Source organism: Stieleria sp. (assembly GCF_041595215.1).
Lineage (GTDB): Bacteria > Planctomycetota > Planctomycetia > Pirellulales > Pirellulaceae > Stieleria > Stieleria magnilauensis.
This window is the reverse complement of the sequence record NZ_JBFHKV010000381.1, coordinates 1-7079: the sequence shown is the minus strand read 5'-3', so window position 1 is coordinate 7079 and position 7079 is coordinate 1. Positions and strand designations below refer to the sequence as shown.

At 58.7% G+C, this 7079-nt stretch carries 4 protein-coding genes; 3 read left to right on the top strand and 1 reads right to left on the bottom strand.

Annotated elements, in window-relative coordinates:
• Positions 1–359: ECF-type sigma factor (locus ABX749_RS15725; RefSeq protein ID WP_372896815.1), on the bottom strand; the 359-nt coding region annotated here is incomplete at its 3' end.
• A 384-nt stretch (positions 360–743) separates the two neighbouring features.
• Between ABX749_RS15725 and ABX749_RS15720 the strand changes: the two genes are divergently transcribed.
• The 3 genes from ABX749_RS15720 to ABX749_RS15710 all read left to right on the top strand — a co-directional run.
• Positions 744–1319 carry an ECF-type sigma factor gene (locus ABX749_RS15720; RefSeq protein ID WP_372896814.1) on the top strand — a complete coding sequence of 192 codons (576 nt, stop codon included), beginning with the start codon at positions 744–746 and terminating at the stop codon, positions 1317–1319.
• A 265-nt stretch (positions 1320–1584) separates the two neighbouring features.
• The gene (locus ABX749_RS15715; RefSeq protein WP_372896813.1) at positions 1585–4914 is read left to right on the top strand and encodes a protein kinase; all 3330 of its coding nucleotides are present in this window, start codon (positions 1585–1587) and stop codon (positions 4912–4914) included.
• Between the two features lie 442 nt (positions 4915–5356).
• Positions 5357–7079 (top strand): hypothetical protein (locus ABX749_RS15710; RefSeq protein ID WP_372896812.1); only part of this gene is annotated, 1723 nt, incomplete at its 3' end.

The following is a 7079-nucleotide window of genomic DNA, read 5'->3' as shown; positions in this document are numbered from 1 at the left end:
GTGAGGTTACCCAGCTGTTGGTCTTCGCAATCCTTCAGCGCGATACGGTTCCAGTCACCGCCACGCTTTTGGCTCGATTTTCGGCGTGCGTGTTCGATCAAAATGCGACGCATCGCCTGAGACGCGGCGGCAAAAAAATGCGCCCGTGACCGCCAGTTGCTTTCGTTTTCAGAATCGACCAGCCTCATGTAGGCGTCGTGGACCAACGCCGTCGCCTGCAGCGTGTGATCGAACCGTTCTCGACGCATCCGCTGCGCGGCTAACTGCCGCAATTCGTCGTAGACCAGTGGCATTAACTCCTGGAGCGCAAGGCTGTCACCGGCATCGATTCGACCGAGAATTTTCGTGACGTCGGACATGCTCAAGGTGTATACAGGCGTGCTGTGGCGGCCCCACGACTCCGCTAGAAATAGTCAATGGCTAGTGATGCCCCCCCTCAAAACAGTGCGTTATTGTATCACACGGACCGTTGTTTCCATTCGAAAAACGACCTTTCCGCTCCCATCCAGGCCACGCCCGCGGTTGCGGCTTGATCTCGCTGATTGCACCGTCAAACGACCCACCCCGTCGCGGAGTCGGAGGTAAAGATTCGATTTTTGGGATTTTTTCGGGCGGTTTGCCTCTCGACGACGAGACTGCCCGATCGCGTTGAGAAACGGCTGAGAAAAAAGAAGCTTTTGAATCACAGGCGTTCATCAGTTAGGCTGGGTGAGACTTGTTTTGCCATCTCGCGACGACGCAACATGATCAAAGTGACTTCCGAAGTGACTCGTCTACTCCGCAAAGTCGAAAGGGGCAATTGCCATGCCTCCGCCGACTTGTTGCCGCTGGTGTACAAGGAGCTTCGATTGCTCGCCTCTCGACACATGGCAACGGAGCGATCCGATCACACGCTCCAGGCGACCGCACTGGTTCACGATGCCTACCTTCGGTTAGTCGGTTCGGACAGCGGGCAGGGTTGGGATTCGCGCGCCCATTTCTTTGCCGCCGCCGCAAAAGCGATGCGTCGCATCTTGATCGAGCACGCGCGCTCCAAAGCCAGCCTGAAACGTGGCGGCGATCGGGATCGCGTGGAAGTCGGCGACCTCGCCGAATCTCGGGCGGAAATCACTCCGGAACAGCTGCTCGAACTCGATGACGCACTGGTCAAGCTTGAGCGGGTCGATGAACAGGCCGCCGAATTGGTCCGCCTACGGTTGTATGCCGGCCTGACCGTCGCCGAAGCGGCGAAGGTCATGAAGATCTCTCGAACCGTGGCTTACGAGCGTTGGGACTACGCGGTGTCGTGGTTCACCGTGGAATTGGCGACGGGGTTTTGATCTATTTTTCCGCCCGCGGAGAAGAATCCCGGACGTTCGGACCCGTCATCTCGCATTTAATGGGTGAGCCAGTTCAATTCGTGAATCAATCGTTGTCGAGGTCCGGTTGCACGCCGTCGGGGTCATCATGGAACAGAAAACCGGAACAAACCGCGAATGCGAAATCTACCTCGCCGCTTCACGGATTGATGATCCGGGCGAGCGGGACGCCTATCTGACAAGGGCGTGTGAAGGCCGGTCGGATCAGAAGTCAAGGATTTTGCGATTGATTGCGGCCCGTGAACTGCGGCACGCTAATCTGCTTCTCAAAGCGCTCGCCGACGGGGACATCATCGGAGCCGAGAGCGGTTTCAGCGAAGGCGATGGCCATCAGGACGGCCCTCCCACCGCGATGCTGGAAGTTGCCGAAACGTCGACGTCGGGACGAGGACTTCACGGTTTAAACCCAAAAAAGCATTCGGTTCTCGGTCGTTACGAATTGCTCGAGGAAATCGGACACGGCGGCATGGGCACCGTCTACATGGCGCGGCAGACTGAACCGGTCCGTCGTCGAGTGGCCGTCAAGGTGATCAACCCCGGAATGGATTCTCGCGAGGTGTTGGCGCGATTCGAGGCCGAACGCCAAGCCCTGGCGATGATGGACCATCCGAACATCGCTCGCGTTTTCGACGGAGGCACGACGGAATCCGGGTGGCCCTATTTCGTGATGGAGCTGGTGCGAGGGGTGCCGCTCACACGTTTTTGCCAAGAAAATGAGTTGGGTTTGCGAGAACGCCTCGAGCTTTTTATTGACGTCTGCCGCGCCGTCCAGCACGCTCATCAAAAGGCGATCATTCATCGCGACCTGAAGCCAAACAACATTCTGGTGACGATGCATGACGACAAACCGGTCGTCAAAGTGATCGACTTTGGTGTCGCCAAAGCACTCGATCAGGACCTCACCGATAAGACATTATTCACGCAGTTCAGCGAGTTGATCGGCACGCCACTCTACATGTCGCCGGAACAGGCCCAGATGAGCAGTTTGGACGTCGACACACGATCGGACGTCTACTCGCTTGGTGTGATCCTTTACGAATTGTTGACCGGAACGACTCCGTTTGATCGCGATACGCTCTCCCGCGTCGGAATTGATGGCTTTCGGCGACTGGTGCAAGAAAAGGAACCTGAGCGGCCCAGTTCCCGCATCAGCACGCTCAAGGCGGCGAATCTTTCGACCGCTGGTCACCGAGCTCCCGTCGACATCGCGACGATCCGGAGTGACCTTCACCTCGAATTAGACTGGGTCGTGCTGAAGTCGCTGGAGAAAAATCGCGAGCGCCGTTACGACTCGGCCAAAGCGCTCGCCGATGACGTTCAGCGATATCTCAACGACGAGGCGGTCGAGGCATGCCCGCCGTCGGCCGGGTATCGTTTCCGAAAATGGCTCGGCCGGAACCGACTCGCCGTCACGGCAGGCACAGCCGCGGTTGCGGCACTTGTCTTCATCACCACGTTGTCGCTGTGGCAGGTGCAACAGGTCAATCGGGCTTGGCAGGCAAGCCAATCACGCGAACGCCAGGTCAGCGACTTGCTCGACGCGAGCCAGCTGCGATCGGCGGTCAGTGCATTTCGGCAGGGTGAATTTCCCTTGATCGCAGACAAGCTCGGCCCCACCACAGCCGTGCCGGTGAAGGCGAACCCACATCGCGGCGATGACTTTTTCCGCAACCTGTTGCTCGATCTGTCCCACCCTCCCTTCGACCGACAGCTCGTCCTCGATGCGGAAATCAGCGATCTGGCGTTGGATCGGTCCGGGAATCACGCGTGGATCCTGGACGCCGATGGCAACATCTACCGCTCCGAAGGCGGGCGATTGGAATCCGACGCAACCGTCGCGGTCGGCTCGATAGGAGCGCCGGCCGAAGCGATTGCCGTTTCGCCTGACGGGACAATGCTGGCGGTAGGCGTGCAGAGTCAGATTTCGCTTTGGAGTCTATCCCCGTCGGTCAAAGAACTTCGCCGAATCGTCGTCGGCGATCACGGCGTCGAGACGATCGTCTGGTCTGACGATGGATCGCACCTCGCCGTGGGAACACGTTACGAGGGCGTCTGGGTCGGGAACGCTGAGGGTGAATCGTTGTTTCGTATCGAGAACGACCATCGCCACGAATCACTGCTGTTTCGCCCCGGTAGTCGTGAATTGCTCGTCCCGACCCGTCAAGGTATTGTCGCGTATTCGGTTCCTGCAGGAAAGAAAACACGCAGCATCACGCTCGAGCCGATGGAGAATCCGCGTGAATTGATGCTGGCGGGTCCAGAGAAAAACTGGCTGCTCTGTTGCGATCGCTTTTGGCAACAAATGTTGATCCTGGATGCCGATTCGTTTCAAGAAATCGGCAGAGTGACCTTGAATGCGAGTTACCCGCAATCACATGCGACATGGCACAACGGTCGCCGTCTCGCGCTTTTGTTCCCCGACGGCTTGCTACAGACGCTCCGACTGAGCCAGCGATCAGGCGGCCAAGTGTCAGGCGAGCTGACGGCGGCATTCAATATTGCCGATGACCATCGTCTTTTCCAAGAGAACCAGAGGATCCGGGTGCTTGCATCACCCAACGGAGATGCACTGATCACAGCCGGGCCAGGCGGCCGGCTGCGACAGTGGAACCTCAGTCGCGTCCGGCCAACCCAGGTCTTGAGCCCGCCCGCGCCGTTGGGTGCCGTCTACCCTGTCGCGCCGGATGCCCTCGCCTATTTCTTCCGGAAACGGCATGCCCACCCCGACTACGATCGAGAGTTGGTCGTGGGGATCGGTAGCAGAATCGAACAGACGATCGGCGAAAGGGTCACTCATCCGATCACGTGTTTTTCACAACAGATTTCTCGGCAAGGTTGGATCGCGTGCGCCGGACCCGGTTACGTGAGCGTTTATGACCTGTCGAAAGGAAGGATCGTACGCACCCTAGGCGAAAGTTTGGCAAAGGTCCATCGCGTTGAAATTAGCCCCTCGGGCGATGCCGTCGCGGTCAACGCGGGAGACGAACCTGGAGTCATGGCTTGGTATAGTGAAACGGGTTGGCAATCTGCCAACCAGGTGCTCGACTTGCCGCTCGATTTGGCGGCCGTTTTTTGTTTCGTGGACTCGGATGACGGACCGTCATTGCTGTACGACGAGTCGTCACAATTGATCCAGGAATTCAACTGCGCAACTGGTGTCCGTCGCGTGGTCCGCAACGAGCCGAGTACGCGGCTGATGGCTTCGGCGGTTCGTGCAGACGGAGAACAACTGGCAATCTGCACCCGCGACAAACTCGAGGTGATCGACATCAAAACGGGAAAACTCGCGTTTGCGATCGACCAGGTTTCGACGGTTCGGACACTGGCGTTTCTGCCGGGTGGACGCGTCTTGCTGAGTGGTCACAACAATGGCCGAATTGAGTCGTGGCATGTGCCCACCGGACAGGCTCTCGGCACTCTGTTCGAACCACCGCAAGGGATCGGCTTGCCGCAGGGGTTCGCCGTCTTTCCCGGCTCGAACCGTCTCCTGATCCGCTACCAACGCGACGAGCATTTGTCGCCGGTCATTCTGGGGACGGAGTTGTCCAGTCGCTGAAGTGCCGCGGAAAAGAGGGCAGGCATAAGACACAAGGGATTCAGCAACCGTCGCTGTCGAGCCTTTAAGCGATTCCCGGTCGCAGCGACGCAGCGACAGTGGGCGGCGAAAGCCTGCATACCAACACCTAAGCCCGTGCCATTCGTACCTGACCCCTTCTCCGCTCGACGTGCCTTCTTCCTACGACCGGCGTGTTTTCGCCATTTCGCAACCCATAGTGTTTCCCGGGATTCTCTTGATTTAGACCGATCCTTCCCGGACGAAGCGGAGCGGAAAATCGCATTAACTTGTGTCACGTACGCAAGTACACCCATCACGCGATTGCCCCAAACTGCTTTCCTTTCGTCCGTTAGCCAGCCGACCAACAGATTTCGCCGCGAAAACGGTGCAACTCTGGTTGGCGGGCTGCCAGACGGCCAGGCGAGCGAACGGTAGACCCAAAATGCTCCACGCACCGCGACGTAAACGAAAGACTCGACGTCAACGACTGCAACGCCGCCATCGCAAGCAGCTGCATCTTGAACTTCTGGAAGATCGGCGGCTACTGGCCCAGGTCGACTGGGACGGCGGGGGAGACGGAAGCAGCTGGTCGGATCCGTTGAACTGGAGTTCCGATCAGCTGCCCACGGCGGTTGACGACGTCGCGATCAGCCTGCCAGGGGACTATTCCGTCGTGCTCTCCAACGACGTTTCCCTTCAGTCACTGACCGTCGGCAACCCCACCGGGACGCAGACGCTGCGGCTGAGTTCAAGCACCCTTGATGTCACCACGGGAACCTTTCAGATTGAATCGGGGGCGGCAGTTGTCGTCACCGGAGCAAGCACAATCGGGGGCGAGGTCGTCAACGAGGGAGTTATTGAAACGATCTTCCAGCTGGGTAATCAGCCGGCTAACTCGTCATCGGTCGCACTGACCGGAGCGTTCACCAATTCCGCCGGCGGCGTACTGCGATTGCTGCCCGGGATGAACGCTCCTTCGTACAGCAACCAGCGTGCGAATCTGACGGTTGACTTTCAGAACGGCCTGACCAATGCGGGGACCATTGAACTGAGCGAGGGAGCAAGTTCCAGCGATGATGTCGGCAACACGACGTTGCGAGTGAGCGGTGGGGCCTTGAACAATCAGTCGACCGGCGTGATTGAGTCACTCGTCGGTGGTGGCGTCGGCACGGTCGGCTCGCGAACCATCGCCGGTGCAATCAACAACGACGGCGTGATTCAGGTCATTGGTCAGAATCTCACCCTCAACAACGGGACGGTCACCAGTGCGGGTGACATCACGGTCGATGCGGGACGCACGTTGACGATGTCAACGGGTTCACGATTCAATCCTTCTACGGGACAAGTACTTGGCGAGGGTGTTTTTGAACTGCGATCGGGCGCGGAATTGGGAGACGGAACATTTCGGGGACGAGCCTATCTCCATGACGCGACCGTTCCCGCCAATGCGACCCTGGTTAACGCCGGCGAGCTGATCTTTCCCTACCAGGTTGGCAACATCGTTTCATCCTCGGCGACACGCACGATTGCGGGCGGCTTCACCAATGCGGTCGGCGGTGTGCTGCGTCTGCTTCCTGGAATGAACGCACCTTCTTACGGCAATCAGCGCGCGACGCTGATGGTTGATTTTCAAAGCGGCCTGACTAACGCCGGGACGATCGAACTGAGTGAAGGACCGAGCACAAGCGATGATGCCGGCAACGCGGTGCTGCTGGTCAGTGGGGGCACTCTGACGAACCAAGCGACCGGTGTGATCCAATCGTTGGTCGGCGACGGTGTCGGAAGCATCGGTGGCCGCTCGATCGAGGGCAATCTGGTCAACGACGGGACGATCACCATCGAGAGCAGCCTGGCGCACCGGGGCATCGGAGTCGGCACTCGTTTGGATAACAATGGTTTGGTTTCGCTGAATGCAGGCCAGAACCTGTCGCTGGTCGATGTGACCCTGAGCAACACGGCAGACATCGGGATTCCGGCAACTTCCAGCATTTTCTTGTCGGGTGGCCGGTTCAATCCGCTCAGCGGTCAAATGTCTGGCGACGGTGCAATCAGTCTCGCCGCGGGTGCGGAACTCGGGGACGGCATCCTGAACGGGAGATTGATCTACAACGACGCGAGCTTTCCCGTCGGAACGAACTTTGTCAACGCAGGCACCATCGAAGTTC

Excerpts from the sequence above, each read along its gene's own strand:
- ABX749_RS15720 (WP_372896814.1), top strand. The coding sequence starts at position 744 with ATGATCAAAGTGACTTCCGAAGTGACTCGTCTACTCCGCAAAGTCGAA.